This window comes from Nitratidesulfovibrio sp. 1201_IL3209 (genome assembly GCF_036763125.1).
Classification (GTDB): Bacteria; Desulfobacterota; Desulfovibrionia; order Desulfovibrionales; family Desulfovibrionaceae; genus Cupidesulfovibrio.
Genome location: NZ_JBAIYT010000089.1, coordinates 1 through 391, shown reverse-complemented (window position 1 = coordinate 391; position 391 = coordinate 1). Strand labels below are relative to the sequence as shown.

The 391-nt window shown below is 67.3% G+C and carries 1 protein-coding gene; it reads left to right on the top strand.

The window, feature by feature from the left end:
* A partial coding sequence (locus V6B97_RS17175) for a hypothetical protein (protein WP_333507717.1) occupies positions 1 to 342 on the top strand: 342 nt, incomplete at its 5' end.
* Positions 343 to 391 lie beyond the last annotated feature (49 nt).

Below are 391 nucleotides of genomic sequence, written 5' to 3'. Positions count from 1 at the left end.
GCCGGTGGCGTGCACCAGATGCGCGTCAGCCTGTTGGGCGGCGATGGCTACGTGCGCATTCTGCAATGCCGGGTGCTGCTGGATGTGCCGGACCAGATAGAGGAGTTCGAGGACGTAGCCGTGCCCGCCGAGGGCGTCCGGTTGGCGCTGGTGCGGAGTTACCGCAGTGTGCGCCAGGTGTTGCTGACGGTGCAGGACGACGGCGGGGACGGATCATCGGCCAGGACCATCGACAAAAGCATTTCGCCCGGACCGTTGGTCCAGGTGCTGGACGCCACGGGTACCCCCGTGGCGGGAACCATCGACGCCCGCGTGCGTGGCGTGCGCGGCGCGGCGGCATGACAGAGAGGATAACCCCATGGTGACGACATGGCCTGACAAGAGCGACCTG